Origin of the sequence: Rhizobium sp. NFR03, assembly GCF_900111275.1 — a bacterium.
Taxonomy (GTDB): domain Bacteria; phylum Pseudomonadota; class Alphaproteobacteria; order Rhizobiales; family Rhizobiaceae; genus Ferranicluibacter.
In genome coordinates, this window is sequence record NZ_FOGR01000002.1 from 845,133 (window position 1) to 871,102 (window position 25,970).

The following is a 25,970-nucleotide window of genomic DNA, read 5'->3' on the forward strand; positions in this document are numbered from 1 at the left end:
GCCGGGATTGCTAAGGCGACGGGCATCCGTTCGCTTTACCGAAAAGTCTGAGTGCCATGCCCGATCTTCTGCTTGAACTCCGCTCCGAGGAAATCCCTGCCGGCATGCAGCGCAAGGCTGCCGGCGACCTCAAGAAGCTGTTGACGGACGCGATGGTCGAGGCGGGCCTGACCTATGAGGGCGCCCGCGAATACTGGACGCCGCGCCGCCTTACGCTCGACATTCGCGGCGTCACCGCCCGCTCCGCCGATGTGCGCGAGGAAAAAAAGGGCCCGCGCACCGACGCGAACGAAAAGGCCATCGAAGGCTTTCTGCGCGCGGCGGGCCTTGCCTCCATCAGCGACGCGCATGTCCATTCCGATCCGAAGAAGGGCGATTTCTACGTCGCACATCTGGTAAAGCCCGGCCGCGCCGCCGAGGAGATCGTCGCCGATGTGATGCCCGGTATCATCCGCAATTTCCCATGGCCGCGCTCCATGCGCTCGGGCGTCGCCTCCACCCGTCCCGGCGCGTTGCGCTGGGTGCGGCCGCTGCAATCCATCGTCTGCACCTTCGGCCCTGAAAACGAGGAAACACAGGTCATCGCCTTCGAGGTGGATGGTCTGGTCGCCGGCAACGTCACCTATGGCCATCGCTTCCACGCACCGGACCCGATCACGGTCCGCCGCTTTGCCGACTATATCGAGAAGCTCGAAAAGGCGAAGGTCGTGCTGGACGCCGAACGGCGCAAGGAGATCATCGCCGCCGATGCCGGCAATCTCGCCTTTGCCAGCGGACTGGAGCTGGTCGAGGACGCGGCCCTGCTCGAGGAGGTCGCAGGCCTTGTCGAATGGCCGGTCGTTCTCATGGGCACCTTCGACGAGGGCGACCTCTCGATTCCCTCCGAAATCATTCGCCTCACCATCAAGACCAACCAGAAGTGCTTCGTCACCCGCCGCCCGGGGGAGGAGACCCTTTCCAACCACTTCATCCTCGTCTCCAACATCGAGGCAAAGGATGGCGGCAAGGAGATCGTGCACGGCAACGGCAAAGTCGTCCGCGCCCGTCTGTCCGACGCCCGCCATTTCTGGACCCGCGACCAGAGCGACCTGCCGGATCTCGAAACATTGCGCGCATCGGCCGAAAAATTCGACCTCGCTCTCGCAAAGCCGCTCGACCAGCGGATGGCGAAGCTCGATGCGCTGAACGTCACGTTCCACGCCAAGCTCGGCACCGAGGGCGAGCGCGTGCAGCGTATCCGCGCACTCGCTGCCGATCTCTGCGCCGTTACCGGCGCCGACCTCCAGCTGGTGGATCGCGCCGTCGTGCTCTCCAAAGCCGACCTGCGCACCGAAGCCGTCGGCGAGTTCCCCGAGCTTCAGGGCATCATGGGCCGCAAATACGCGCTGTTGCAGGGCGAGCCGGAGGCCGTGGCGACCGCCATTGCCGAGCATCGCAAGCCGCAAGGCCCGACCGATGTCGTGCCGACCGACCCTGTTTCGCTGACCGTGGCGCTCGCCGACAAGCTGGATACGCTTATCGGCTTCTGGGCCATCGATGAGAAGCCGACGGGTTCGAAGGATCCGTTTGCGCTGCGTCGCGCGGCTCTGGGTGTCAACCGGATGCTTCTTGAACGGAAGATCCGTACAGCGCTGATCTCGGTCTTCACGACGCACGGCCCGCGTGTCGTCGCAGATATCAAGTCGGGTGAATCCCGCACCTTTCGTGAAGAGCAGGCATCCGATCTCCTCTCCTTCTTCCACGACCGCCTGAAGGTCTATCTGCGCGATCTCGGCGCGCGCCATGACCTGATTGAAGCTGTTCTGACACCCGATGCCGACGACCTCCTGATGGTCGCCCGGCGTGTCGAGGCGCTGACCGCGTTCATTACGTCGGAGGAGGGGCTGAATCTGCTCGCCGGCACCAAGCGCGCGACGCAGCTTCTGGCGGCGGAAGAGAAGAAGGGTGCCGTCATCACCGATATGGTGGACCCTGCTCTGTTTGCCCTGCCGGCGGAAGGCGAGCTTTACGCCGCTGTCAGCACCGCGACGTCGGAAGCGGCGGAAGCCGTGGCGCGCGAGGACTTCCGGTCCGCGATGGAAGCGCTCTCGACGCTCCGCGCCCCCATCGACCACTTCTTCGCCGATGTCCTCGTCAATGACGAAAACCCGGCGATCCGGGCAAATCGTCTTGCGCTGCTCGGCCGCATCCGCGCCGCCACCGGCACGGTCGCCGACTTCTCGCGCATCGCCGGATGAGCGCAGACATGGGCGCTGCGGGCAAAATTCTCGTCAGCGCCTGCCTCATGGGCCATGCCGTCCGCTATGACGGCAAAGCGAAGCCCTTGCACCATGCCTGCCTCGATCGCTGGCAGGCGGAGGGACGGCTCGTGACGATCTGTCCGGAAATGTCCGCCGGGATGCCTGTGCCGCGTCCGCCCGCCGAGATCGCCGAAGGGCGCAGCGGCGCCGACGTGCTGTCGGGCAGGGCCCGCGTCATCGAGGCGACGGGCGGCGATGTGACGGATGGTTTCCGGCAGGCAGCGGAAAATGCGCTGAGGCTCGCGCTGGAAACCGGCTGCACGCATGCGCTGCTGATCGATGGCAGTCCATCCTGCGGCTCCCGCAGGATTTATGATGGGGGCTTTTCCGGACGCAAGCAGGACGGTGAGGGCGTTGCGGCAGCCATTCTCCGCCGCCACGGCATTCGCGTCTTCGCCGATCATGAGATCGAGGCGCTGGCTGCGGAGATCGACGGGCGCCCGATATAACGCGCATGACCCGCACAAAAAAATTGCGCCCCTGCTTCTCTCAGGGACGCAATTTTCCGCCTTTAGGTAAGGCACTTGCCCGTCAGGCCTGGAGGCCGGAGAGGGCAGGGACTGGAAGTCGCGATCAGTTTAGCCGAAGCTGAAGGGTTTGCCCATCAAAATCGTGTGAAGGCGATTCGTTCGCGACGGGAGCCGGATCGGCGACCGGTGAAGAGGTCACCGAAGCCGATGCAATGGAGACGGCTGTTGCCGCGCTGAGGGCGGCTGTCGTCATCGCCGCATCCACCGCCACGTTCATGCTGGTTTCCGCCGAGGCACCACCCCCGGCTTCACCGTCCGCCGTCGCCTGCAGGACGAGGGGAGGCGTTGCCGGCTGACCGAGTGCGATCCGGATGTCCTCGTCGGACGCCTTGCTGATGAACGTCACCGGGGAGCCACCGAGCCAGGCTTCCGCCCGTACGAGCTTCATTTCACCATGGATGTCCCTGACCTCGATCCGGTCCGTGCCGGGCGCGATATCGGGCACGACATAGGTCACTGCGCGCACATCCGGCTTGAGTGCCGGGCAAGCCGCGCACGTCAGCATCGTCACGCTTGGCGTCGCGGCCGGCGGCGTGCGGACATATTCCAGCGAGGCGGCAGAGGCTGGAAGAGGGATCAGGGCCGGGATGGCCAAGGCGATGCCGGCCAGCAGGAATCCGCGCATAGTAGTCTCCCTTGACGTTTGGGGGCACACTATCCCGCCACCGTTACGGTCCCGTCAGGAGAACTGGTAAAGTTTGAATGAACCGCATGAAAAGTGCGTTCGGGGTTACGCCAAAAGAGCCATCGCCGGTCAGCAACGGCACGCCCTCGATCAGGCGTTACGGCCGATCGCACGCCATCCGATGTCGCGCCGGCAGAAGCCGTTCTCCCAGGAAACCTTATCGACGGCGGCATAGGCGGCATCGCGGGCGGCTTCCACCGTTTCACCGATGGCGGTGACGTTCAGAACGCGCCCGCCGGTTGCCACCAACGCGCCGTTCTTCAGCGCGGTGCCGGCATGAAACACCTTCATCGTGGCATCTTCCGGCGGAAGCGCGGCGATCGGCGTGCTCTTGTCATAGGCGGCGGGATAGCCCTTGGAGGCCATCACCACGCTCAGCGCCGTCTCGTCGCGCCATTCGGCCTCAAGGCCGGCCAGCTCGCCGGTCGCGGATGCCAGGAGCAGCGGAAGCAGGTCGCTCTTCAGCCGCATCATCAGCACCTGGCACTCGGGATCGCCGAAGCGCACATTGTATTCGATCAGTTCCGGTCCCTTTTCGGTGATCATCAGGCCGGCAAAGAGCACGCCTTCGAAGGGGTGCCCGCTCTCGGCCATGCCGGCGAGCGTCGGCTCGATGATCTCGCGCATCGTGCGCTCCACCATCTCGGCGCTCATCACGGGGGCGGGGGAGTAGGCGCCCATGCCGCCGGTGTTCGGGCCGGTATCGCCTTCGCCGACACGCTTGTGATCCTGCGCGGAGCCGAGCGGCAGCGCTGTTTTGCCGTCGCAGAGGCAGAAGAAGCTCGCTTCCTCGCCATCGAGAAAGGCCTCGACCACGACTTCGGCACCCGCTGCACCGAAGGCGCCGGAGAAGCAGTCCTGCACGGCAGCCACGGCTTCCTCGACCGTCATGGCCACCGTCACGCCCTTGCCGGCCGCAAGCCCGTCCGCCTTGATGACGATCGGTGCGCCCTGTTCGTGGATATAGGCCATGGCAGGGCCGGCTTCGGTGAAGCGGCGATAGGCGCCGGTCGGAATGTCGTAGCGGGCGCAGATATCCTTGGTGAAACCCTTGGAGCCCTCGAGCTGAGCTGCCGCCTGCGAAGGGCCGAAAACGAGGATGTTTTCCGCGCGCAGCATATCGGCAAGACCCGCGACCAGCGGCGCCTCGGGGCCGACGACCACGAATTCGATGCCGGCGCTGAGGCAGAAGGACAGCACGGCCTCATGGTTCTCGACGTCGATCTCGATCAGCGTGGCGACATCCGCAATGCCGGGATTCCCGGGTGCGGCGAAAAGCTGGGTGAGGCGCGGCGACTGGGCAAGCTTCCAAGCCAGGGCATGTTCACGCCCGCCTGAACCGATCAGCAATACCTTCATCGTGTCTCGTCCTTGAAGCAACTAGGGAAGCAACCGTTCTGTTGCGGTTAAGGCTGCACTCCTTCCGGGTCAAGGAAAAACGCCTGTTATACCGTGCCGGTTCGGCTTGTCGGCAGGGAATGTACGGCAGGAATGCTGCCGCCTTTACAACAGCCGTCGCGTTCCCCGCTTGCGCGGGCCGATCATCGCGGAATGTTCTTCCTGCGGGGCCGCTGCCGTCTCACCCAGCCGGTGCAGCGCCCAGATGCCGAGTTCGTCGAGCGCCAGCGGCCTGGAGATGAGGTAGCCCTGAAAGAAGTCGCAGCCGGCGCGGGTGAGGAATTCAACCTTCCGGTCGCTGTCGATGCCCTCGCCGATGACCACCATGCCGCGCGCATGGCAGAGCGCGATCAGCGCTGTCAGGGCGGGCGAGAGATCCGGCGTCGCCATGGTTTCCACGATGGCCCGGTCGAGCTTGATCGTGTCGGCGGTATATTCGATGATCTGCTGCACGGAGGTATAGCCCGCGCCGAAGTCGTCGATGGAGATGCGGAAACCACGGCTGCGCAGCGCCTCGATATTGCGATGCAGCTGGTCGCCGAGTTTCACGGCATAGGTCTCGGTCAGCTCGATCTCGATCCGGCCCGGCGCGATGCCGTGGCGGGCGGCTTCCCGCGTGAAATGATCGCCGATGCTGCGGGAATGCAGCTCGGCGGAGGAGATGTTGATGGCCAGCACCGCCTGCGACCCGAACATGTCGCGGATCTTGCCGTAGTCGCCCATGGCACGCGAAACGACCCACCAGTCGATCTTGGTGAACTGGCCGGAGCTTTCCGCGATCGGCACGAACTCGTCCGGCGTCACCCGGCCGAGCGTCGGCGATGTCCAGCGCAGAAGCGCTTCGCAGCCGGTGACGCTGCCGGCCTGATCGACGATCGGCATGTAGACGAGGTGGAACTGCTCGTCGGGATCGAGCACGCGCAGCTCTTCCTGGATCTGGCGAACCCGGTCTCGCTTGTCCTGCAGCTCGCGCGAGAAACGGGATGACCGGTTCTTGCCGCTGGTTTTGGCCTGATACATTGCCGCGTCGGCATTGGAAATCAGCGCTGCAACGCTTTCCGCGTCTTGTGGGCAGATCGCGACACCGATGCTGGCCGTCACGGGATAGATCTTCCCCTGAACCTCGAACCCTTGCGTAAACAATGCGAGGATGGCGTCGCAGGCCTCCCGGATCGCGCCGGTGCCCGGCTCCGCCTGGACGAGCACGGCGAACTCGTCGCCCGACAGGCGTGCAAGGATGGGCTTCGGCAATGCGCGCTGCTGCATGATGGGCGCCACGGCATCACGAACCCGCGTGGCGAAAACGCGCAGCAGTTCGTCGCCGACCTCGTGCCCATGCTTGTCGTTCACGAACTTGAAGTGGTCGATATCGATGAAGAGAAGAGCGGCGCTGCCGCGCCCGGCGACGGCATCCTGCACGATCCGCCCGGCCAGCACGTTGAACCGGCTCCGGTTGAGCATGCCCGTCAGCGCGTCGGTCCACGACGCTTCCTGCACACGGCGGAGCGCGCTCGACGACTGGTCGTGCAACTTCTTGATATTCCCCGTCAACCGCCCGATTTCGCCGTCGCCGCCAGCCTCGACGATATGCTCGGTCCGCTCGTCCATGACGGCGGTCACCTGCTGGTCGAGGGCGGCGATGGGATCGGTGATGAAACGGCGGATGAGCGTGATCATGAGGCCGATGGAAACGACGCTCATGCCCACCGTGCCCGCGCCCAGCACCAGTGTCAGCTGCCACATGGCGTCCGACGCATAGGCCTCGGGAACGCGCAGCGTCAGGTGCAGTTTCGGAATGAGCGGGACGGAGGCCGACAGTTCGCCCGGCAACGCCATGGCCGGCGCTTCGGCTGTAAAAACGGGTTCCGTGCCATATTCGGTTTCCAGCGACTGAAGCATCGCCAGAAATTGATTGGGCTCGATAGCCACTTGAACCAGCAGCGCCCGGTTCTTGTTGCTCGGCAGCGCCCGGCTGAAGGTCGTGGGGTCTATGAATTCGGAATAGACGATGAGAGGCCTGCTCGTGCCCTCATGCAGGTACGTCCAGTTTCGCAGGATTTCGCCTTCGAAGAGCGCTTGCGCCAGCTTCATCTGCGCCGGACTGGCTTCGGCGAAGGGGTCGCTGCTGTTCTCGAAATAATAGCCGAGCGAGAGGTCCGGCTGGAGAATCGAGACCGAGATATAGGCCCGCATGTCGTCCGACTGCGAGCGAATGGACTCCTGAATGCGCAGTGACAGCGCATTGTTGCGGTAGCTGGCATCCGGCTCGGATATAAAGAGCCGGACCGCGTTACCCTCCAGCAGGGAGTAAAGGAAGCTGCGGCTCTGGTTGGCGTCTGCGCGGAACAGCGCCTCGGCATGGTCGAGCTGCTGGAAGATTCGCGCCCGTTCGAGCGACAGCAGTGCCCTGCTTTCCACAAGGTACACGAGGCTCGCCGCCAGGAGATATCCGGCAAGCACGATGGGAAAGATCAGGAAGACCGCGCGCTTGCCGAGGGTCACTGGAAGTTCGCCATCGCGCTGATGATCCGTCGTCGGGTCTGGATCGAGGAAACCGAAAGCTCCATCTGGTACTGGCTCCTGTTCAGGATGTCTTCCGGCGTATAGATGGCGGGGTCGTTTTTCATTGCCTCGGGAATGAGTGCGAGGGCTGCCGTGCTGGCGGTGGGCATGCCGAGCGTCTGCGCGTTCCTGGCGGCGCTTTTGGCCGAAAGGATATGGTCGAGCAGCTTCATCGCCTGCGCCTTGCGCGGGGAGGCCGATGTCACCGCAAGGCAATCGAGCCAGGAGAGCGTGCCTTCCTGCGGCACGGCATAACGCCAGACGCCCGGCGTGCCCGCCTTCTCGTTCAGAACCTTCTGATCGCCGCTATAGGCCAGCGCCATGTGGATGTCGCGCCCGTAGTCCGGATTGTCGATGGAGGTGATGACGTAGGTATAGGTCAGCACGGACGGCGCTTGCGCCTTCATCAGCTCGAAGGCCTGCTTCAGTGTCTCGCTGTCATTGGCATTGACCGATTTTCCGAGCAGAACCAGCGGCGCGATAAAGGCCTCGTTGTGATCGTCATACATCGCGATGTGCTTTTTCAGCGCAGGTGCCGGTTGCATGAGATCCTTCCATGAGGTCGGTGTGGTTGTCACCTTGTCGGAACGATAAACGATGCCCATGGTTCCCCAGAGGTATGGCGCGCCATATCCGCCGCAACGCGATGTCCAATGGGCTGCGTAATCCTTCAGCGACGGCACGCTGTCTACGCCCAGCGGCGCGAGAATGCCGCGCTTTCCGAAGAGGGCGCTGCCGTTCTCGCCAACAACGGTCAGGTCGATATTGCTGTCGGGATCGGCGAGGATCTCATCGCGGGCATCGCCGCTGTCGAAATAGATCTGTCGCACCTCGACGCCGGTCGAGGCCGTCCAGTCGTCCAGAATCGCCTGGTCGATATAGGCTTCCCAGATCAGCAGGTTCAGTGTTTCCGCCCGCGCCAGCGTCGTGCAGCTGAAAAGTCCCAGCAACAGTGCCGTCGCTGCAAGTCCCTGTTGCATCCGACTTCCCTTCCATCGTCGCGAGACAGAATAAACCGTAAAACTTGCGGAATCTTTACGGCGTTATACCGGTAAACCTGAGGGCGTCGAGAAACGAAGAGGAGTGCCGCGGTCCTTACGAAAAGACCTTGCGAAAGCGGTCCATCCCAAGGCACGGTGTTTCCGATATCCGATGTTGGCGGCAACGGCCAATGCACGATATCGACACATCGCACAGTGCCGGCCCACCGATTCGCTGGGAAGGTGGCGCCATAGGAGACATCGTCGTGAATTACCTTCTGATCAAATCCCTCCACGTCGCCACCATGGTCGCCTGGATGGGCGGCATGGTTCTCCTGTCGGCGATCCATCTCTGGCTGGCGCGGACGCAGTGTCCGCGCACCGACCGCGAGACCGCGGTCATCGCCGCCGTCAAGCGCTGGGACGGTAGCGTGACCTCGCCTGCCATGGGCCTGACCTGGCTGTTCGGCATCGTCGCGGCGTGGCAGGGCGCATGGTTCAGCGCACCGTGGCTGCATGCAAAGCTGCTTCTGGTCATCCTTCTCTCGGCGCTCCACGGCATGCTTTCGGGCGCGCTACGCCGCGCCGCCGCCGATCCTGATCGCCTACCGCCTGCCTTTGCCCGCCACGCAGGTGCCATCGTGCTCGTGACCATGCTGGTCATCGTGCTGCTGGTCATCGTCAAGCCGTTTTGAACGCTTCGTTCAAGCCGGCTTGATTGTCCCGTCCGGCCCATCAAGCCGGCTTGACCGGGTAGGAACGAGACGGCAAACAGGATGGCATGAACACACTGCCTTCCGATAGCGGGCGCGTCTTCGATGCGCCTTCGACCAACTGGGTCTACCGCATCCTGCCGCGGCCGCTCTGGCCTTATGCGCAGCTTGCCCGTTGGGACCGGCCGATCGGCTGGCAGCTGCTGATGTGGCCCTGCTTCTGGTCAGCAGCGCTGGCGTCCAATGCGGCGGCCCTGGAGGGCGCGGCTTCGGTCAGCCGCCTCGTTCTGCATCTGGCGCTGTTTCTCATCGGGTCGATTGCGATGCGTGGCGCCGGCTGCACCTATAATGATATTGTCGACGAGAAGATCGACATGGCCGTGGCCCGCACGCGCTCGCGACCCCTGCCGTCCGGCCGGGTCTCGCGCCGCAATGCGAAGCTCTTCATGGGTTTGCAGGCTTTGGTCGGCCTCGTGGTGCTGCTGCAGTTCAATCTCTTCTCGATCGTGCTGGGCATCCTGTCGCTCGGCTTCGTCGCCATCTATCCCTTCGCCAAACGTTTTACCGACTGGCCGCAGTTCTTCCTCGGCATGGCCTTCTCATGGGGTGCGGTCATGGGGTGGGCGGCGGAGTTCGGCAGCCTCTCGGCCGCGCCGGTCGTGCTCTACCTCGCCGCCATCGCATGGACGGTCGGCTACGACACCATCTATGCCTATCAGGACCGGGAAGACGACGAGCTCGTCGGCGTCCGCTCGACCGCGCGCCGCTTCGGAGAGCGCCCCAGGCCCTGGCTGGTCGCGCTCTACGGCCTTGCCGTGTTCCTGCTGGTTCTGTCTTTCGCGCTCGCGGGCGCGGGTGCGCTCGCCTATGTCGCGCTTGGCGCTGCCGCCGTCATGCTCTTCTACCAGATCCTCGTCCTCGACATTCACGATGCGGGACAATGCCTGACCCTTTTCCGCTTCAACGGCATGGTCGGCCTCATCGTGTTTGCAGGACTGGCGGCGGCCTTTCTCGTGCGACTGATGTAGCGATCTCGTTCGCCGGGAGACCCCCGTTCAGGCGGCTGGCCAGTCGTTTGCAGGGTCCGGCACGACCTCGTCCTCGCCATCGTCGCTATCCACCCGGTTCTGGTCCGCGTCCTTCAGCAATTTTTCGCGCTCGGCATCGGTCTTCGGCGCCGTGGAGGCATCGTCTGTCGTGGTCACTTTGTCGGGCGTCATGGCATCGTCCTTGTTGTCTCTGCAAACAGGCAACAGGAACGGCGGCTTGATTGTTCCTTTTTCACGCCTCGCGAAACGAGATGTCTCGACAAACAAAAAGCCGGCCGCAGGGACGGCCGACTTTCTGCACTGGAGGAGGGGCGGGAGAGATCAGCGGCGCGCGATGATCTCGGATCCGTCGATCTTCATCATCACGCCGAGGCTGCCGGTTGTCCGGCGCATCAGGAAGCGCGGGCGGCGCTTGGCGTGAAGCGAATGGCGGCGGCGTGGCACGATGGCATGGGTCTTCACGTCGCCGATATGGTTGTCGAGCGGCCGGGCGACCCCGTCGGCTTCCACCATCAGCATGGGAATGCGGTAGGCTTCCGACCAGGCGCGCCAGTCTGCGGCGATGTCCGACAGATCATGTGCGACGAGCAGGGGAACGCACAGGTCCGGATCGTCGTGATGCAGTTCCAGCGTCACCGTAACCTCGCCGTCGCCATGATCGATAGCGCGGGCGGCAACGCCCTTGAAGGCCCGTGCCGGCAGCGCGATGGAGAGCGGCAGGCCGCTCGACGGCAAAACCTTACGCATCACTGCGCCGCGCTCGTCGAGGCTGATCGTCACATTGCTCCGCGAGCCCGGCAGTGCGTAGCTGGCATGTTGCGGGAAACGCTTCGGATCGAGCCGGAGTGCGGTATCGACCCATGCAGGTTGAGAAACGGTTTTCAGCATGTCATTTCGCCCTTGTTTTACCTTTGAGAGCCGGTTTCCGGTCTTTTCTCATCGAGACGTTTTCGTCTTCTATGGAGGTCAACATAGGCGGCGGCTGTTTGAGACCGCTTAAAATTCGCGGTTAAAAAACTTTGCATTCCCCGATGGTTAGCAAAAGCCGACGCATTACGGTTTAGAACACGTCAACGCCCGCTCTCGCATTTTTCACAAAAAGCCTCGCGCAAGCAGCAACGGTCATGGTGAAGCGACATGGCCGCAGCTTGCCGGCGCGTGCCCTTCGGCGCGCCCCCAAGCCTGCGGCAGCGGCAGACGTCAAGGCAACGGGGCGGCAAATGGCATCGACCTATCTCGATTATAATCTCGTCGTTCGGGACATGAAGGAGAGCATCAACCGCGTCTCCCAGCAGAAGGTCGTTGAGCGCGATACCGAGTATTACAAGGAGAATATCGGCAAGGTCACGACCGTCGATGCCTTCCTGGATGACTACCGGCTCTATTCCTATGCCATGAAGGCGCACGGCCTGGAGGACATGACCTACGCCAAGGCGTTCATGCGCAAGGTGCTGGAAAGCGACCTCAACGACGATAACAGTTATGCCAACAAGCTGAGCGACGACCGCTATCGCAATTTCGCGATGGCCTTCAGCTTCGACAAGTCGACCACGGCGGCCCAGACCGGTGCACAGGAAGATGCGCTGATCGGTCTCTACAACGCGAATATCGCCAATGCCGATAGCGTGATGAACACCGAGGTGAACTATTTCAACGCAATGACGGCCGGCGGCAATATCGCGACCGTCGATGAGTTCCTTCAGAACGATCGCTTGCGCGAGTATGCCTTCCCGCTTTTCGGGCTTCAGCCCGACAATTTCGACTTCACACAGGTGCGCCAGGCCCTGACGAGCGACATCAGCGACCCCTCAAGCTACGTCAACACGCTGCAGCAGACCTCCGGCGATGCGCTTTCCGGACGTGGCGCGGAGATCGAGGCGGAGATCGCCAAGTATAACGAGCGTACCAAAGCCTCTCGAGAGATCGCGTCGCTGACGAACAGTCTGTTCCAGCCCGGCGCCGATCAGGCCGCGATCCAGGCGAAGGTCGCCGAGCAGGAGGCGATCTACAACGCGCTCGATGCGCAGCTTCTGCCGTTCGCCCAGACGACTGCCAAGGTTTCCGCCTTGAACTCGGAATTGTCGCAGCTGGAATATGCGGGATCGGTCGCGACCAATCTGAAGGCGATGGCGACGGCGTTTAAATTCAATGCCGACGGAACGGCGCCGGCCTCGACGCCGCTTATCAGCGACGCCGACAAGGCGTCGATGCGCGAGCTTTACTTCGCCTCCGCACCGCGCCTTACGGGCACCGGCGCGTTGATCAACAAGGATTACTTCGAGGCGCACGTCAACAATTTCACGAATGCGACGGACCTTCTTGCCGACAGCCGCATGCGCTCCTTCATCATCACGGCCTATGGCATTCCGCGAGCAACGGGAACCAGCGTCCTGAAGGCCATCATCACCAGCGACCTTAACGATCCCGCGAGCTATGCCAACACGACCGGCGGGGAGAACAACAAGGCATACAAGGCTCTGGCCGCCGGCTTCAATTTCCAACCGGACGGAACGCTGGCTGACGGTGACGTGCCCCAGACGGCGGCCCAGAGAAATGAAGCCTCTTCGAACTATATGAACCGCTACAATGACGCGGCGGATGCGGCGGACGAGTCCCTGATCTCTGCTTACAAGGCGCTGATCGGTAAGGTCGATACCATCGACAAGCTCCTCGCCGATTCCAGGGGCTTGCAGGTTGTGCTGTCAGCCTTCGGTCTTGAGAACGAAGGCAAGTCTGCGCGCGAGTTGCGCATGATCATGACGAGCGACGTGAACGACCCGAAGAGCTACGTGAACACGCTGAAGGACGACCGCTACGTCCAACTGACCAACGCCTTCAACTTCAAGGCCGACGGCAAGATCGGCGCGCCGAAGCTTGCGCAGTCGCAGTCCGAAATCCTGCAGATCTCCAAGGCTTATGTGCTCGCCAAGAGCCAGTTCGGCACCGAGAAGGACAAGACCGACGCGACGGAGGAAGCCAAATATTACGCAGCGGAGATGGAGAAGATCGCGACCCTCGACGATCTCCTGAAAAATACGCGAATGACCGACTTCATTCTGGTCGCGACCGGCATCGATCCGAAGACGGTGCCGAAGGATGAGCTGAAGAAGGTGTTCACGTCGGACCTTTCCGATCCCGAGAGCTTCATCAACACGCAGGCCGATACCCGCTACCGCGAACTCGTTGCGTCCTTCAACTTCGATGCGACCGGCAAGACGGTTCGTCCGCAGGAAAACCAGATCCAGACCCGCCGCGGTCTTCTGGAAACGCAGGACCTCTACTACAACCAGACGCTGGAAGAGCAGACGGGCGAGGACAATGCGGGCGTCCGCCTCGCGCTCTACTTTCGCCGCATGGCATCCGGTATCGGCTCCGTCTACGACATTCTCGCCGACAACGCGCTGATGCAGGTGGTGCGAACGGCCTTCAGCATCCCGGAGGAAATGAGCAGCGCCGACGTCGATGTGCAGGCGGAATACATCAAGCGCGTTCTTGAAATTCAGGATCTGCACGATCCGGAAAAGCTGGAAAAGCTGATGAAGCGATTTACCGCGCTCTACGACGTGGAGAACAACACGGACACGTCGCCGGCCCTGGCGATCTTCAACGCTTCGGCTGGAAGCAGCGGCATCAGCAGCGAATCGCTGCTCGCGATCTCGCAATTGCGCATGGGCGGCTGAGAGGGGCCAGACATGAACGTCAAGGCCTGATCTGCAGCACCTTGTCCGGGTTCATGATGCCGGCCGGGTCGAAGGCGTGCTTGATCCGCTGCATCAGGTCGATCTCGATGCCATGGCGCACCTCCGCCAGTTCGTCCCGCTTCAGCTGTCCGATGCCATGCTCGGCGGAGATGGAGCCTCCATGGGCAAGCACGATGCCGTGCACGATCGCGTTCATCTCCCGCCAGCGTTCCAGAAAGGCCTGTTTGTCCGCGCCCACGGGCTGGGAAATGTTGTAGTGGATGTTGCCGTCGCCCATATGGCCGAAGGAGCAGATCCGCGCGCCGGGGATCGCCGCTATCACGGCTGAATCGGCCTCTGCCATGAAGGCGGGAATGCTCGCGATCGGCACCGACACGTCATGCTTGATCGAACCGCCCTCCGGCCGCTGCGCCAGCGACAGGCTCTCGCGCATGTGCCAGAGCGCCTTTCGCTGCGCCTCGCTCGAAGCGACGATCGCATCGTCCACCAGCCCGTTTTCCAGTGCACCGGACAGCAGCGCCTCCATCGTGCGCTGCGCGCTTTCGGCGCTGTCGGAGCTGGAAATGTCGATCAGCACGTACCAGGGATGAACCGTCGCCATCGGGTCCGTGACGCCGGGAATGTTGCGGACCGAGAAATCGATGCCGATGCGCGGCATCAGTTCGAAGCCGGTCAATGTCTGCCCGCAGAGCGTGGATGCCCGCGTAAACAGCGCCAGAGCATCCTCGACCGTGCGAAGGCCTGCAAGCGCCACCTCGTGGCCAAGCGGCTTGGGAAACAGCCGCAGCACGGCGCCGGTGATGACGCCGAGCGTTCCCTCCGCTCCAATGAAGAGGTCGCGCAGATCGTAGCCTGTATTGTCCTTCTTCAGGCGGCGCAGCCCGTCCCAGATCTCGCCGGTCGGCAGCACCGCTTCGAGGCCGAGGCACAGCTGGCGCATGTTGCCATAGGCGAGCACTGCGGTTCCCCCCGCATTCGTCGAGAGATTGCCGCCGATCCGGCAGGAACCCTCCGAGCCGAGCGACAGCGGAAACAGCCGGTCCACCCGGTCGGCCGCCATCTGGATATCGGCGAGAATGCAACCGGCATCCGCCACGATGACATTGCCCACGGGATCGACGTCGCGGATGCGGTTCATCCGCTCGAGCGACAGGAGAATGTCGGCAGCACCGGTGCGCGGGATCTGCCCGGCCACATGGCCGGTATTGCCCGCCTGCGGCACGATCGCGACGCCGGTTTCGCTGGCAAGCTTCAGGATCGCCGAGATTTCCGCCACGCTGCCGGGCTTCAGCACCGCCGGCGTCGTGCCGCGATAGAGCCCGCGCGTTTCCACGAGATAGCGATCCTCGACGGCAGCCCCGACCTCCGCATGCCCGCCGACGAGATCGACGAAACGCTGGACAAGATCGGGTGAGGGGACGGTATTCGTCATGTCGGGCACTTTCGAAAGGGGTGTGTCATCTCAGCGGGGGGCCGCAGCGCGCTCCAGCCGGTCGCGAATGGCCTCGCCGAGGCCTTGGCTTGGAATGGCGGAAAAGGCGATCGTCCGGGCGCCCGTAGCGTCCGCCTGCTTCATATAGGAAAAGAGGTGCGCTGCTGCTTCCCGAAGATTGCCGGACGGGCTGAGATCGAGCACGATCAGCGCGTTCTCCTCGCCCGCAAGGGGCACGCCGCCAAAGCGGATCAGGGCTTCGCCCGGCCGAACATCGCTTGCATCCAGCCGGACAGTGGCACCGGGCGCGTAGTGCGAGGCGAGCATGCCGGGCGCCTCCAAAGTGGCACCGGCTGAATCCTGCCGCAAAAGCCGCTGACCGGCGACGGCCTCGATGTCGGCCGCTTCCAGTCCGCCCGGACGCAGCAGGCGTAACCGGCCGTTCTCCACCTTCACGATGGTCGATTCCAGCCCGATGCCCGCCGGTCCCGCGTCGAGAATGAGATCGATGGCGGAGCCGAGATCATCCGCCACATGCGCCGCCGTCGTCGGGCTGATGCGCCCCGAGGTGTTGGCGCTGGGCGCTGCCAGCGGCTTGCCATAGGCGGCGATGACCTCGCGCGCGAAGCCGGCCGGCATCCGCAGGCCGAGCGTGTCGAGCCCGGCCGTGGCCAGCGCATGCACGTCGCCGCCGGGCGCACGCGTCACAACAAGCGTCAGCGGCCCCGGCCAGAAAGCCTCCGCCAGACGGCGCGATACCGGATCGAGCAGGCCGTGGCGCGCAGCCATCTCCATATCGGACACATGTGAAATGAGCGGATTGAAGCGTGGCCGGCCCTTGACCTCATAGATCGAGGCGATGGCATCGGCGCGCGTCGCATCGGCCGCGAGCCCGTAGACCGTTTCCGTCGGCAGCGCGATGGGCCGCCCTCGGCCCAGCACGTCCACCGCACGCTCCAGTGCGCGCACCCGGTCAAGGGTCGTGTCGATGATCTCTGCCATGCCGTCTCGCGCTTCCGTCCGATGAGGTGGACGTCTTAGACCAAAACGGGAGTGGCTGCAAAACGTCTCAGAGCGCGCGGATGATCGTTCGCAGCGCGTCGTTGCGGGCGCCCAGCATCAGCACGTTCTTCAGGGCCGTCTTCGGGTCCTGCGTGCGGAACAGGAGCCCGCCGTCGCGAATGGTCCGGTTGATCACGAGCTTGCCCCGCTCGCGGTCGAAGTCCATCGCGACGGCGAAGTACATGCGCGAATATCCGCGGCGAACATCATCGAAGAAATGTTCGTCCTTGCCGATCTCGCAGAAGAAGTTGGCCATGTAGAACGACCAGCGGACATCGTCGTAATCCGCGAATTTGGTGCGCGCCGCCGTCACATGACAGTAGCCGAGATGCGGGCTGTCATCGAGCGTGCGGTGGAAGATCATCCTGGGAAAGCGGATCGACGCGTGAAAGCCGTTGATGCGGTCGTAGGCGAGCGTGCCTGCGGCCTCCAGCTTGCGGCCCGTCCGGTCTGCCACTTCCTTGTGCGTCAGGTAGCGCCGCGCGGCACGCGCCTCGGACGACGAACGGTTGATCCGGCCGGTGCGGAGGTAGTCCGTGTACACGCCCCCGCGTGGTTCCTTGGGAGCCTTGGCATCATCGAAGTAGCGCAGGTTGGCCATGGTCTGGTCCAGCATGGATGATCTTCCTTTTCATCGGGTTTACGGGCCCGCCATGGCGCGAGGCTTGCGTCATGGAGGCATTCGCGAGGCCTTTGGACCACGGACAAGCAGCCTGCGATGTCGCAAACGGGCAGCCGCTTGCGTTGCGGCAGTCTGACCGGAAAATCGACATCTGCTGAAAATTCACGCATCCTCTTGTTTATCTTGACGGATCAGTACGCGCGCCGTCAAAAATACCCCGCCGGCATGCGTGTCGTCTTTCTCAAATCGCGTGTCGCTTCTTGGCCTCTGAAATCGGCCGACGCGGCGTTAGATAGAGAGGCTCAAGGCGCCGGTTTCAAAGGGATCCGGACAAATTGGGAAGCCGGTCGAAACCCGGCGCTGCGCCCGCAACGGTGGTGGAGCATGAAGCCGGCGGATCCTTGTCACGGATCGGCATGGCCCAGCCCCTGAGCCCGGACACCTGTCTTGGCGATAATGTGACGGACTTTGATGTGAATGTCTTGGTGCGGCGGGTTGCCGGGTGTGAGCGAAATGCCGTCCCCGGCCATACCAGCCCTGTAGATGCCCCCTTGCGGGGTTTCGGGATGGCGACCTCTTGAAGGGGTCCGTGGTATATGCGACCTCTTGGCGAGGTCCGTGGGATAAAGGAACGGGAACATGGATTTTCGCAGCGAAGTGCTCCGCACGCTCCGGAACCGGCGCGAGACCCACAGCCTCGAGCAGGCATTCTACACGGATCCCGATCTCTACAAGCTCGACCTGGAGGAGATCTGGTACAAGGACTGGCTGTTCATCGGCCATGACTGCGAGATCCCGAAGGCCGGCAACTATTTCACCGTTCAGATCGGCGATTATCCCGTTGTCGTCACCCGTGATCGTCAGGGCGCGATCCATGCCCTTCACAATGCCTGCCGCCACCGCGGCTCGCGCGTCTGCACCCAGGCCAAGGGGGCGTCCGCCAAGCTCGTCTGTCCCTATCACCAGTGGACCTATGAACTCGACGGCAAGCTGATGTTCGCCCGTCAGATGGGCGAGGACTTCGACAAGTCCGCCCACGGGCTGAAGCCCGTCGCCTGCCAGACCATTGCCGGCTACATCTTCATCAGCCTGGCGGCCGAACCGCTGGACTTTGCGCCCGTGCGCGACATGGTCACCTCCTACCTCGCGCCGCACAATCTCAAGGACACGAAGGTCGCTTTCGAAAGCACCATCGTGGAGAAGGGCAACTGGAAGCTCGTCTGGGAAAACAACCGCGAGTGCTACCACTGCGCCAGCAACCACCCGGAGCTTTGCCGCACCTATCCCGAGGCACCGTCTGCCACGGGCGTGCAGGGCGCGAAGGACGATCCGGTCATCTCCGAGCACTGGAGCCGCTGCGAAGCCTCAGGTCTGCCGAGCGAATTCCGCATCGATCCGACGGGCCAGTTCCGCGTCGCGCGCATGCCGCTCATTCAGGATGCCGAGAGCTACACCATGTCGGGCGCCCGCGCCGTCAAGCGCCGCCTGTCGGACGCTGTGCCCCAGAGCCATATCGGTACGCTGCTGATGTTCCATTACCCCAGCACCTGGAACCATGTGCTTGCCGACCACGCCATCACCTTCCGCGTGCTGCCGCTCGGCCCCGAGCTGACGCAGGTCACAACCAAGTGGCTGGTCCACAAGGATGCGGTCGAGGGGGTCGATTACAACCTCGAGGAACTGACGCATGTCTGGACCGAGACCAACGATCAGGACCGCCAGATCGTCGAGGAAAACGCCTTCGGCATCCGCTCGCCGGTCTATGAGCCCGGTCCTTATTCGCCCGAGCACGAAGGCGGCGTCATGCAGTTCGTCGAGTGGTACACGAATTTCATGCAGGACCGCCTGACGGGCGTCCACGCGCCGCTCGTGCGCGTGGCTTGAGATGAGCGACGGCATGGTTCAGGAAACGGCTATCATATCGCCGTTCCGTCACTTCGACGAACTCCAGCCCTGGAACGATCGTCAGCATCTCCTCGAATGCATCGCGGCGACGGTCGAGGCGCCGGATGTCATGACGTTCGTGTTCAAGTCGGATCGCGACGGCTGGTTCCGCTACCTGCCGGGCCAGTTCGTCACGCTCGAAATACCGGTGACGGCCGACGATCCGGTCATGCGGACCTATACGCTATCGTCAACACCTTCGCGCCCGTTCTCCATCGCCGTCACCGTCAAGGCGCAGGCGACCTCGATCGGTACCCGCTGGATGTTCGAGAACCTGCGGCCGGGCATGACGCTGAAGGCGTTCGGTCCGCTCGGTGACTTCTCCTTCGTGCGCTATCCCGGCGAGAAGTACCTGTTCGTCTCGGCGGGTTCCGGCATCACGCCGATGATGTCGATGACGCGCTGGTTTTCCGATTGCGCGCCGCAGACCGATGTCGCCTTCGTCTCCTGCGCCCGCCGTCCGGACGATCTGCTCTTCCGGGCGGAGCTGGAGATGCTTGGCGCCGGCATGCCCAACCTGTCGCTCGGCTTCGTCGTTGAGGGTCACGAACCCCGCCATGGCTGGCACGGCCTGCGCGGTCGCATCGACGCTGCGAAGGTGGCGCTGCTGACGCCCGATTTCATGAGCCGGACGGTGTTCTGCTGCGGCCCGGAGCCCTTCATGCGCGGCGTGCGTGAGATGTTGCAGGCATCCGGCTTCGACATGGCGCGCTACCACGAGGAAAGCTTCCAGCCCGCCGCGGCGCCGAATGTCGATGAGCTCGCCGTTCGCGCCGGTGCTGGCGATGCTGCCGGCGATGCCGATACCGATCAGCCGATCGTCGCGCCCACCGTCACCTTCACCATGGCCGGAAAGGAAGCGAAATGCGTTCCCGGCCAGACCGTGCTCCAGACCGCCCGCGCCGCCGGCGTGCGCATCGGCGCGGCCTGCGAAGGCGGCCTCTGCGGCACCTGCCGTGTCATGAAGATCTCGGGCGAGGTCGAAATGAACCACAATGGCGGCATCCTCGACGAGGAAGTCGAGGAAGGCTACATCCTCGCCTGCTGCTCGCGTCCGTTGACGGATGTGCAGATCGAGGCCTGAGCGACGGGGCTGCCGGCTTCCCGGCGGCCGTTCTCACCGTGATGCGATCCGCGCCCCGCGCACGGCAATCGAGGATGTCGTCATGCTATCCACGCCACGCGGGGCCTGCGTGCCGATGCAGATCGGGCGTGAGCCGCTCGACGCCACGAGCGTGATGATGGGCGGTCCGAGCGTGGGCGCAGCGGGAGCGGGCTCCGGCGGCAGGGGCTTTTCCGGCAGCAGTTCGCCTTTCGCCCATTCCACCTTCAGTTTCGCAGCGTTTATCGGCGCCACGTTGACGTCGATGTCGGGCAGGGTTCCGCCGACCCGGTAGGGACAGCGCCGCTTGTTGCAGTTGGCGCCCGACGAAAATTGCCAGAGCGCATAGGTATCCCAGTTGCCCATGGGAAAGACGTTGCGGATGCCGGGCTTGTAGCGGGCATACCAGAGCGGCAGGCGGGAGAGGGTCGGATAGAGCCTGCGATTGTCGGCGATATGCCGTGCCGTGGAGTGATTGGTGTAGAGCATCGGATAGCGGCCCGTCCGCGTCTTGATATGCTGCGCGAAGATTTCGCCATCTTCCAGCGACATGAAGTTTTGGGGATCGATGCCCTCGATGTCGAGCACCATCAGCTCGTCGGCGGCAGGTTCGGCATAGTCGAGGAAGTGGTTGGCCTGCTCGATGGGGTTGCCCGGCCGCGCGAGGTGATAGGCGCCCCACAGCAGCCCGCTCGCCCGCGCCACCATACGCCGGGTCTGGTACAGCTCGCGGCTGACCGCATATTTCCGCCACATCGTCTTGCAGTGGGCGAACGTATCGCCCTTGTGGTCACCCGTGCAGGAAAAGCTTTCCGGCAGCCCGTCCGAGGCCTTCGAGACGAAGCCTGCAATCCGCTTGTCCTTGAGCATGTCCTGCCAGTCGACGATATTCAGTTCATAGGCATCGATGACCAGCGCCGGCTCCGGCGTTTTCCACGGCTCCAGATCGATGGCAAGGACCGGCTGCGGCGAGAACGCGGCACCAAGCGCCATCAGGATACCCAACGCCGCGGCCGTGCACCGCCCGGAAGGGGAATGCCCGAAACGGAAGTCGGTGAACGTGCCGGCAATGGTTGTGGCGATGTTTCGCATGCGCATGATGCTGCGCTCACATGGTTAACGCGGCGTTAATTTTCTCGGTCCGCGTTGCCCGTCGTCCGCAGCCGCGGGAACCAATACGCCTGCCGCCCGTTTTCCGACCAGCGGATACCGTGCCCCTCGCGGTCGTTCGATAAAAATTCCACGGAGGAAACAATGGGTCTCTTCAACGCCAAGCTCCTTTCGGCCGCCGGCCTTTCCGCAGCGCTCTTCGTGACGTCGTTCGTGCCCGTACAGGCCATGGTGCCGATCCCGGTTCAGAAGCCGGTGCAGATCGCCAATGCCGCGGAGCCCGTACAGTATCGCAACCGCGACCGGGACGACTGGCGCCGTCGCGGTATGCACCGCCGGGGTGACGCCTACTATTACAACGGCCATCGCGGATACCGTGAACGCCGCCGCGGCTACCGCGAACACAATGGCGTCTGGTTCCCGCTCGCAGCCTTCGCGACCGGCGCCATCATCGGCGGAGCCATCAACAACGACCGCCCGGTACGCGTCGGCGGCAGCCATGTGGCCTGGTGCCAGAACCGTTACCGCTCGTATCGCGCCTATGACAACACGTACCAGCCCAACAACGGCCCGCGCCGTCAGTGCAATTCGCCGTATTGATCGATTGAGTTTGCCAGTGTGAATGAGGAAAAGGCACCGCTCATACGGTGCCTTTTCTGCGTTGGGATGTCTCCGGTTAGAGTATCCCGATCCGTTTCAGGATCGTCCAGGCGAAGGCCATGGACATCACGATGAAGACGCCGGCGATGAGCGTGCCGTGAACGCCGCCGGCAAGCGGCAGGTCGCTCGTGTTCATGCCGAAGAAGCCGGTGACGAGGGTTGGTGGCAGCAGGAAGGCAGTCATCAGCGAGAGGATATAAAGGTGGCGGTTGGTCTCCGAGGAGAGCTTGCTGTCAATCTCCTCGTGTAGAAGTCGCGCCCGTTCCTGCAGCGCGAAGACGTCGCGATCGACTGTCTCCAGCCTGTCGGTCAGGCGTTCGGCGACGTCGATGAAGCCTGCGGGCACCTCGTCTTCGTCCGACGCGGCGGCGCGCCTGAGAAGAGCCAGCAGTGTTCGCAGATGCCGGTGCAGCCGGACGGCGGTGCGGCGCAACGGCGCCAGCCTCGGCTGGTCGTTGTGTCCAGCCTCACCATAAACCTCGTCCTCGATGACGTTCAGTTCTTCCGTCAGCTCCAGCACGAGGCCGATCAGGGTCCGCTGGAATTCGATGACCATCATTTCGAACAGGTCGATCGGCCGAAGGCAACGCGGGTTCTTCTCGATCGCCGCCTTCACCCGGTCGATGCTGCGCAGCGGATGCAGCCGCGTCGTCACGATGACCTTGTCCGTCACCGCGAAATGCAGCCAGCCGATGGTCTTCGTCATCTGGTCGAAGGTGCGCTCGAAATCGACCAGCGTGCCGTGAACCATGGCCTCGTCGGTGGTGATGGCAGCCTGGGTATCGTGGCTCGACAGGGTAGCCAGCGCGTCCGGCGGCAGATCGCAGATCTTCTGGATCAAGGCAGGCGTGCGCGCGTCGCTCAGCGCCAGATGGAGCCAGAGCCAGCCATCGCCTTCCGTCAGTGTCTCCAGCGGGGCATCCGCGGAAATGCGCTCGCCACGGCCCTGTCCCGGACGGAAGCGATAGGCCCAGACAAGACCGGGAATTTCAGGAGAAACAAGATTCATATGAGAATTTCCGGTCGTCGGGATCGAGCTGTATCGACCTTCTATGACAGTTTCGTTGCAAGGCAAAACGAAGCCTTGCAGCCCGCCTCGCCGGAAACAGAACGTCGCGACCAAACATGCATCTTCGGTTGACGTTTACGTAAAAATCAATAACTTGGCCGGCGGCGCAGGAGAAGACGGGTGGGCGCCGGCAAAGGCAGGAGAACCTTATGTACACATCGCCTGTGGACGACATTCTGTTCACGCTGAAGCATATCGCTGGTCTCGAAGGCGACGCGTCTGTCGATGCGGATATTGTGGAGGCTGTGATCTGGGAGGCAGGCCGCTTCTGCGACGCGACGATCGCCCCGGCAGCCGCGCGCGGCGACAGGGAAGGCTCCAAGCTCGCCAATGGCGAGGTCCGTTCGCCATCCGGCTGGGCCGAAATCTACCGCTCCTGGGCCGCTGCCGGCTGGAATGGCCTCGCCGCACCGGTGGGTGCGGGCGGGCAGGGCCTGCCGCATCGCCTGCAGATCGCCGCCATGGAAATCTGGAACGGCGGCTCGATGGCCTTCGCTCTGGCGCCGATGCTGACCGCCGGTGCCGCCGAGGCGCTTGCCGCACACGGTTCCGATGCCCTGAAGGCCCGCTTCCTGCCGAAGATGGTCTCCGGTGAGTGGACCGGCACCATGAACCTGACGGAACCCCATGCCGGCTCGGATCTGGGAACGCTGCGCACGCGCGCGGAGCGTCGCGACGACGGCACCTACCGCATCTTCGGCCAGAAGATCTACATTACCTGGGGCGAACACGACTTCACCGACAATATCGTCCACCTCGTTCTCGCCCGCCTTGCAGACGCACCGGAGGGTACGCGTGGTATCTCGCTCTTCCTAGTGCCGAAGTTCATCGTCAATGAAGACGGGACGCTGGGTGCCCGCAACGATCTCTTCTGTCACTCGATCGAGGAAAAGCTGGGCATCCACGCCTCGCCCACCTGCACCATGATTTATGGCGATGGCCGCTTCGGCGAGGAGCCGGGCGCCGTCGGCTACCTTATTGGCGAGGAGAATCGCGGTCTCGCCTGCATGTTCACCATGATGAACAATGCCCGTCTTGCAGTCGGCGCGCAGGGTGTCGCCATGGCGGAAGCCGCCACGCAAGGCGCGCTGGCCTATGCGCGGGAGCGTCGTCAGGGCAAGGCCCCCGGTGCGAATCCGGGAGCTGCCACAGCCAGCCCGATCATCGATCACCCGGATATCGCCCGCACGCTGCTGACCATGAAGGCGCTCACCCAAGGGTCCCGCGCCATTACCTATCTCTGCGCGGAGGCGGTCGATCGCGCCCACGAGGCCGAGGGCGACGCAAAGCGCCACTGGCAGGATCGTGCGGCGCTGCTCACCCCCATCGCCAAATCCTTCCCGACCGATGTCGGCGTCGAGGTCGCCTCGCTTGGTATTCAGGTCCATGGCGGCATGGGCTTCGTGGAGGAAACGGGTGCGGCCCGACTGCTGCGGGATGCACGCATCGCGCCGATCTATGAAGGCACGAACGGCATTCAGGCCATCGACCTTGTCACACGCAAGTTGCCACTCGGTAACGGTGCCCATGTCCGCGGACTGATCGATGAGCTCTCGGCCATCGCGACGGCCGTTCCCGCAGGCGAAGGAGACAAGGCCGCATGGGGCGGGACCGCCGCGCGTCTGGACAAGGCAATTGGCGCTTTGATCACCGCCACCGAATGGCTCCAGTCGGAACTTTCGGGCGGACGCCTGACGACGGCCCTTGCCGGCGCTACCGCTTATCAGCGCCTCTTCGGTCTGGTCCTCTCCGGCGTTCTTCTGGCTAAGGGTGCGGGCGTATCGGTAGACGACGGCCGTCAGGCGCAACGCATCGCGCTTGCCCGTTTCTTCGCCGAAAACCTGCTCGGAGAAACGGCCTCGCTTGCCGACGCCATCCTCCATGGCGCCGACAGCCTTGAGGCTGCGCGCATCGCGCTGAATTGAGGCCTGATATGACCAACGAGACGATCCTCATCGAAAAGCCGGATGCCGCCATTCGCGTCATTCGGCTGAACCGCCCGGAAAAGAAGAACGCCATCACCCGCGCCATGTATGTTGCGATGACGGCGGCTCTCGCAGAGGCCGAGGCGGACGACGACATCAGGGTGATCGTCTTTCTCGGCACGCCGGGCTGCTTTTCCGCGGGCAACGATATGGCGGACTTCGCCCAGATGGCGATGAGCGAAACACTGGGGACGGAAGTCCTCGGTTTCCTCCACGCGCTCGCGACCGCCTCCAAGCCGCTGGTCTCCGGCGTCGATGGTCTGGCGATCGGCATCGGCACGACGCTCAATCTGCATTGCGATCTCACCGTCATCTCCACCCGCACGCAGCTGCGGACCCCGTTCGTGGATCTGGCTCTTGTGCCCGAAGCTGCCTCCAGCCTTATCGTCCCCCGCATCATCGGCCACCAGCGCGCTTTCGCACTCCTCGCGGCCGGTCTGCCGATCACGGCCGAAGACGCTGTCGCTGCCGGCCTCGTCTGGAAAGCGGTCGCACCCGAGGTGCTGGAGGAGGAAACGCTCGCCGCCGCCGCCATGCTTGCCGCCAAGCCGCCCCAGGCGCTGCGTATCGCCCGGCAGCTCCTGCGCGGCGACACCGGCGAGATCCTCGCACGAATTGACATCGAAGCGGAGCATTTCACCGCCCGCCTGAAAAGCGCAGAAGCCCAGGCCGCCTTCATGGCCTTCCTTTCCAAGCGCTGAGTGGCGTCCGGTCCAGCAGTGTCTTGCAGTGGAGACCGCCTGGATGTATATTAGCGGAGTGGCAGCCGAAGCGGTAACTCCGGCTGCCGTTTCGCTTAGACGAGGAATGTTACCCGCACGTGGACATGCCAGCCCGTGCGGGTTTTCCTTATCTCAAGCGTGATGCTCACGGGTAGATACCCCATTCGCTTCACTCCTGTTCGACAGCAAAGCCTATGCCGAGGTCGGGGAGGCTTATCGTCCCCGACTCGCTGGCTGGCGCAGCGCTTTCTGCTTCAGCTGCGAACGGGCAAAGCGTAGCAGAACCAAATTCATTATATAAGAAATGGCTTTTATATTGCCGGAGCGCTCAACGACATGGTTCG

Annotated in this window: 21 protein-coding genes and 1 riboswitch; of the genes, 10 read left to right on the forward strand and 11 right to left on the reverse strand. The window is 63.4% G+C overall.

The annotated features are described in order from the left end of the window. Positions 1-56: 56 nt before the first annotated feature. Both glyS and BSG19_RS09265 read left to right on the forward strand, forming a co-directional pair. Positions 57-2,237 carry a glycine--tRNA ligase subunit beta gene (glyS, locus tag BSG19_RS09260; RefSeq protein WP_092986967.1) on the forward strand — a complete coding sequence of 727 codons (2,181 nt, stop codon included), beginning with the start codon at positions 57-59 and terminating at the stop codon, positions 2,235-2,237. A gap of 8 nt (positions 2,238-2,245) precedes the next feature. Continuing rightward, complete coding sequence (locus tag BSG19_RS09265; RefSeq protein WP_092986968.1) at positions 2,246-2,749, forward strand: 2-thiouracil desulfurase family protein; 504 nt, start codon at positions 2,246-2,248, stop codon at positions 2,747-2,749. Between the two features lie 124 nt (positions 2,750-2,873). Here BSG19_RS09265 and BSG19_RS09270 read toward each other — a convergent pair whose 3' ends face one another. The 4 genes from BSG19_RS09270 to BSG19_RS09285 form a co-directional block, all read right to left on the reverse strand. Beyond that, positions 2,874-3,455: a plant virulence effector HPE1-like domain-containing protein gene (locus BSG19_RS09270; RefSeq protein ID WP_092986970.1), complete on the reverse strand. Its 582-nt coding sequence runs from the start codon at positions 3,453-3,455 to the stop codon at positions 2,874-2,876. 150 nt (positions 3,456-3,605) lie between these two features. Then, positions 3,606-4,874, reverse strand: coding sequence for a phosphoribosylamine--glycine ligase (purD, locus tag BSG19_RS09275; RefSeq protein ID WP_092986972.1), 1,269 nt, complete (start codon positions 4,872-4,874; stop codon positions 3,606-3,608). A gap of 144 nt (positions 4,875-5,018) precedes the next feature. Further along, on the reverse strand, positions 5,019-7,415 hold the full coding sequence (locus tag BSG19_RS09280) for a putative bifunctional diguanylate cyclase/phosphodiesterase (protein WP_092986974.1): 2,397 nt from the start codon (positions 7,413-7,415) through the stop codon (positions 5,019-5,021). Then, the gene (locus BSG19_RS09285) at positions 7,412-8,455 is read right to left on the reverse strand and encodes a polyamine ABC transporter substrate-binding protein (protein WP_092986976.1); all 1,044 of its coding nucleotides are present in this window, start codon (positions 8,453-8,455) and stop codon (positions 7,412-7,414) included. Before BSG19_RS09285 ends, BSG19_RS09280 begins: the two co-directional genes overlap by 4 nt. Before the next feature lie 266 nt (positions 8,456-8,721). On the opposite strand from BSG19_RS09285, the gene BSG19_RS09290 reads away from it, so the two are divergent. Together BSG19_RS09290 and ubiA are read left to right on the forward strand one after the other, a co-directional pair. Then, a complete protein-coding gene (locus BSG19_RS09290) occupies positions 8,722-9,150 on the forward strand; it encodes a CopD family protein (RefSeq protein ID WP_170865899.1) in 429 nt (142 codons plus the stop codon). Between the two features lie 86 nt (positions 9,151-9,236). After that, complete coding sequence (gene ubiA / locus BSG19_RS09295; protein ID WP_092986980.1) at positions 9,237-10,196, forward strand: 4-hydroxybenzoate octaprenyltransferase; 960 nt, start codon at positions 9,237-9,239, stop codon at positions 10,194-10,196. 27 nt (positions 10,197-10,223) lie between these two features. Here the strand turns inward: ubiA and BSG19_RS26015 are convergent, their stop codons facing one another. Together BSG19_RS26015 and BSG19_RS09300 are read right to left on the reverse strand one after the other, a co-directional pair. Next, on the reverse strand, positions 10,224-10,388 hold the full coding sequence (locus BSG19_RS26015) for a hypothetical protein (protein ID WP_170865900.1): 165 nt from the start codon (positions 10,386-10,388) through the stop codon (positions 10,224-10,226). 150 nt (positions 10,389-10,538) lie between these two features. After that, the gene (locus tag BSG19_RS09300; RefSeq protein ID WP_092986982.1) at positions 10,539-11,105 is read right to left on the reverse strand and encodes a DUF6101 family protein; all 567 of its coding nucleotides are present in this window, start codon (positions 11,103-11,105) and stop codon (positions 10,539-10,541) included. Between the two features lie 236 nt (positions 11,106-11,341). Between BSG19_RS09300 and BSG19_RS09305 the strand changes: the two genes are divergently transcribed. Next, positions 11,342-13,897, forward strand: a complete 2,556-nt coding sequence (locus tag BSG19_RS09305; protein ID WP_092986984.1) for a DUF1217 domain-containing protein — start codon at positions 11,342-11,344, stop codon at positions 13,895-13,897. Positions 13,898-13,916: 19 nt separating this feature from the next. Here the strand turns inward: BSG19_RS09305 and BSG19_RS09310 are convergent, their stop codons facing one another. The 3 genes from BSG19_RS09310 to BSG19_RS09320 form a co-directional block, all read right to left on the reverse strand. Further along, positions 13,917-15,350 carry an FAD-binding oxidoreductase gene (locus tag BSG19_RS09310; protein ID WP_092986986.1) on the reverse strand — a complete coding sequence of 478 codons (1,434 nt, stop codon included), beginning with the start codon at positions 15,348-15,350 and terminating at the stop codon, positions 13,917-13,919. A 30-nt stretch (positions 15,351-15,380) separates the two neighbouring features. Further along, entirely contained in the window at positions 15,381-16,352 is a 972-nt protein-coding gene (locus tag BSG19_RS09315) for an L-threonylcarbamoyladenylate synthase (RefSeq protein ID WP_092986988.1), read from the reverse strand. A gap of 67 nt (positions 16,353-16,419) precedes the next feature. Further along, positions 16,420-17,013 (reverse strand): DUF6656 family protein, encoded by a 594-nt coding sequence (locus BSG19_RS09320; protein WP_092987403.1) that lies wholly within the window; start codon positions 17,011-17,013, stop codon positions 16,420-16,422. A 309-nt stretch (positions 17,014-17,322) separates the two neighbouring features. Then, a riboswitch (cobalamin riboswitch) is annotated at positions 17,323-17,499 on the forward strand. A 174-nt stretch (positions 17,500-17,673) separates the two neighbouring features. Here BSG19_RS09320 and BSG19_RS09325 point away from each other — a divergent pair. Further along, a complete protein-coding gene (locus BSG19_RS09325) occupies positions 17,674-18,918 on the forward strand; it encodes an aromatic ring-hydroxylating oxygenase subunit alpha (protein ID WP_092986990.1) in 1,245 nt (414 codons plus the stop codon). 1 nt (position 18,919) lies between these two features. Beyond that, positions 18,920-20,062: an FAD-binding oxidoreductase gene (locus tag BSG19_RS09330; protein WP_244529160.1), complete on the forward strand. Its 1,143-nt coding sequence runs from the start codon at positions 18,920-18,922 to the stop codon at positions 20,060-20,062. A 33-nt stretch (positions 20,063-20,095) separates the two neighbouring features. Here the strand turns inward: BSG19_RS09330 and BSG19_RS09335 are convergent, their stop codons facing one another. After that, a complete protein-coding gene (locus BSG19_RS09335; protein WP_092987405.1) occupies positions 20,096-21,073 on the reverse strand; it encodes a glycoside hydrolase family 25 protein in 978 nt (325 codons plus the stop codon). Between the two features lie 261 nt (positions 21,074-21,334). Between BSG19_RS09335 and BSG19_RS09340 the strand changes: the two genes are divergently transcribed. Then, a complete protein-coding gene (locus BSG19_RS09340; RefSeq protein ID WP_092986994.1) occupies positions 21,335-21,790 on the forward strand; it encodes a BA14K family protein in 456 nt (151 codons plus the stop codon). Positions 21,791-21,866: 76 nt separating this feature from the next. On the opposite strand, the gene BSG19_RS09345 is transcribed toward BSG19_RS09340, so the two are convergent. Beyond that, positions 21,867-22,859 carry a transporter gene (locus tag BSG19_RS09345; protein WP_092986996.1) on the reverse strand — a complete coding sequence of 331 codons (993 nt, stop codon included), beginning with the start codon at positions 22,857-22,859 and terminating at the stop codon, positions 21,867-21,869. 209 nt (positions 22,860-23,068) lie between these two features. Here BSG19_RS09345 and BSG19_RS09350 point away from each other — a divergent pair, with 209 nt between their 5' ends. Both BSG19_RS09350 and BSG19_RS09355 read left to right on the forward strand, forming a co-directional pair. Next, on the forward strand, positions 23,069-24,844 hold the full coding sequence (locus tag BSG19_RS09350) for an acyl-CoA dehydrogenase family protein (protein WP_092986998.1): 1,776 nt from the start codon (positions 23,069-23,071) through the stop codon (positions 24,842-24,844). Between the two features lie 8 nt (positions 24,845-24,852). Beyond that, entirely contained in the window at positions 24,853-25,605 is a 753-nt protein-coding gene (locus BSG19_RS09355) for a crotonase/enoyl-CoA hydratase family protein (protein ID WP_092987000.1), read from the forward strand. The last annotated feature ends 365 nt before the right edge of the window (positions 25,606-25,970 follow it).

Coding starts and splice junctions, on each gene's coding strand:
- BSG19_RS09345 (WP_092986996.1), bottom strand. CDS start 22,859: ATGAATCTTGTTTCTCCTGAAATTCCCGGTCTTGTCTGGGCCTATCGC.
- purD (WP_092986972.1), bottom strand. CDS start 4,874: ATGAAGGTATTGCTGATCGGTTCAGGCGGGCGTGAACATGCCCTGGCT.
- BSG19_RS09335 (WP_092987405.1), bottom strand. CDS start 21,073: ATGGCGCTTGGTGCCGCGTTCTCGCCGCAGCCGGTCCTTGCCATCGAT.
- BSG19_RS09285 (WP_092986976.1), bottom strand. CDS start 8,455: ATGCAACAGGGACTTGCAGCGACGGCACTGTTGCTGGGACTTTTCAGC.
- BSG19_RS09355 (WP_092987000.1), top strand. CDS start 24,853: ATGACCAACGAGACGATCCTCATCGAAAAGCCGGATGCCGCCATTCGC.
- BSG19_RS09300 (WP_092986982.1), bottom strand. CDS start 11,105: ATGCTGAAAACCGTTTCTCAACCTGCATGGGTCGATACCGCACTCCGG.
- BSG19_RS09350 (WP_092986998.1), top strand. CDS start 23,069: ATGTACACATCGCCTGTGGACGACATTCTGTTCACGCTGAAGCATATC.
- BSG19_RS09265 (WP_092986968.1), top strand. CDS start 2,246: ATGGGCGCTGCGGGCAAAATTCTCGTCAGCGCCTGCCTCATGGGCCAT.
- BSG19_RS09315 (WP_092986988.1), bottom strand. CDS start 16,352: ATGGCAGAGATCATCGACACGACCCTTGACCGGGTGCGCGCACTGGAG.
- BSG19_RS09320 (WP_092987403.1), bottom strand. CDS start 17,013: ATGGCCAACCTGCGCTACTTCGATGATGCCAAGGCTCCCAAGGAACCA.
- BSG19_RS09270 (WP_092986970.1), bottom strand. CDS start 3,455: ATGCGCGGATTCCTGCTGGCCGGCATCGCCTTGGCCATCCCGGCCCTG.
- BSG19_RS09305 (WP_092986984.1), top strand. CDS start 11,342: ATGGTGAAGCGACATGGCCGCAGCTTGCCGGCGCGTGCCCTTCGGCGC.
- ubiA (WP_092986980.1), top strand. CDS start 9,237: ATGAACACACTGCCTTCCGATAGCGGGCGCGTCTTCGATGCGCCTTCG.
- BSG19_RS26015 (WP_170865900.1), bottom strand. CDS start 10,388: ATGACGCCCGACAAAGTGACCACGACAGACGATGCCTCCACGGCGCCG.
- glyS (WP_092986967.1), top strand. CDS start 57: ATGCCCGATCTTCTGCTTGAACTCCGCTCCGAGGAAATCCCTGCCGGC.
- BSG19_RS09310 (WP_092986986.1), bottom strand. CDS start 15,350: ATGACGAATACCGTCCCCTCACCCGATCTTGTCCAGCGTTTCGTCGAT.
- BSG19_RS09330 (WP_244529160.1), top strand. CDS start 18,920: ATGAGCGACGGCATGGTTCAGGAAACGGCTATCATATCGCCGTTCCGT.
- BSG19_RS09340 (WP_092986994.1), top strand. CDS start 21,335: ATGGGTCTCTTCAACGCCAAGCTCCTTTCGGCCGCCGGCCTTTCCGCA.
- BSG19_RS09325 (WP_092986990.1), top strand. CDS start 17,674: ATGGATTTTCGCAGCGAAGTGCTCCGCACGCTCCGGAACCGGCGCGAG.